We start from the raw sequence: 1,302 nt of genomic DNA, 5'->3' as shown, positions 1-1,302 counted from the left end.
AATGTAATGGCAAATTTTACATTCGGGTTTTTTCTCATCAAAAAGTTTACAAGCTAAGAGCCCGTCCGCTTCTTTTATTAATCTCTCAGCTAAATGAGCTTTTCCTCCGATCTCTCTGGCTTCATTTATCGCCTTATTTATCTCCTCTATCTCTTCATTTTTTGACTTAAATATGGGACATTTAACCTGTCCTGTAGGTCCCGCCGCGGCGGGATCCTTCGGGGTTTTTTTAATATCTTTTGCTTTTTTCATTTTTATCTTAGCCTTCCCAAGGGTCCTAAATCTAAATTTAAATCTTCTTTTTTAAGACCAAAAATCAATCTTAGCTCTTCTAATTTGGATTCAATAGCTTGGAGATTCAATCCCAATTTTTCTATTTCAGTTTGAGTTAAATGACCCCCTTGAACTCTTCTCGCCGCTTCTCTTTCTACTAAGTCAACAATGACTTTAATCAAGGTTAAAACTAATTTGGCTAATCCTGACTCTGCTTCTCCGGGATTATTGGCATTAATCATTTGATTAATATGAGCTTGGGCTTTTTCAATCTGATTTTCTAATTTTTTTAAATAAGTTTCATCACCAATTTCTGCCCGGTTTACTTCCTCCACTCTTTTTCCCTGCTGAGTTTCTAATCTTGAGAAGGAGACTAAAATCAGTTTTAGTTGAATCGCTAGTAAATCCAAATCAGCGATTCTTATCACTAGATCTCCTTGAACAACTGCTCCTTTATCAATTACCGTATCCAGGACATCAACTAAAGTAGCATTTTTATTTTCTAAATAAGCCATAATTGGTTAGGCTAAGCAAAGTGATAAGAAGGCCAAGGGCCGCTCACCTCGACCTCAAATCCCAAAGAATTATATTTCTCTTTTAATTCTCCGACCTTTTTTTGAAACGAATCTAATTTTGATTCCTCTATTAAATAGAAAGTGTTTAAAAGCATTTCTTCTGGCCTGCCAGTAAAATCTTTTTCCAAAAGCTTATCTTGATTTTTACTAAAAGCTAATTGACCTAAATTCTCATATATCTCTTCAGTAATCCTATCTAATTCTTTATCTCTTTCTTGACCAACTATTTTATCAATTTGCTTTTGGGCAAAGAAAGCTATTCCTTTGGGCATTGATTCAATTTCTTTCTTTTTAGCTAAAATTATTTCATTTTTCTCTTCAAGGAATTTTTTAAAAATATCTTCTTTTAAATAGACCTTGACTCCCCATTCCTGTTTTCCTTTTAATTTCTCTAAACTCTCTTTAAATTGTTGATATTGATTTTTTAAACAATTTTTTAAATTTTCTTCACTTT

General features: G+C 32.9%; 3 protein-coding genes. All 3 read right to left on the bottom strand.

What is annotated here, in order from left to right; all coding sequences use genetic code 11:
• Window positions 1-252 (bottom strand): hypothetical protein (locus HY951_02605; GenBank protein MBI5538920.1); only part of this gene is annotated, 252 nt, incomplete at its 3' end.
• Window positions 253-254: 2 nt separating this feature from the next.
• A complete protein-coding gene (locus HY951_02600; GenBank protein MBI5538919.1) occupies window positions 255-788 on the bottom strand; it encodes a gas vesicle protein K in 534 nt (177 codons plus the stop codon).
• An 11-nt stretch (window positions 789-799) separates the two neighbouring features.
• Window positions 800-1,302, bottom strand: a 503-nt coding sequence (locus HY951_02595; GenBank protein MBI5538918.1) for a GvpL/GvpF family gas vesicle protein, incomplete at its 5' end; no start/stop codon positions are given.

The sequence above is a fragment of the Bacteroidia bacterium genome (assembly GCA_016218155.1).
In the GTDB taxonomy this organism is placed as follows: domain Bacteria; phylum Bacteroidota; class Bacteroidia; order Bacteroidales; family GWA2-32-17; genus GWA2-32-17.
Note: the sequence above shows the minus strand (reverse complement) of the source record. Positions and strands in the feature narration are given on the sequence as shown.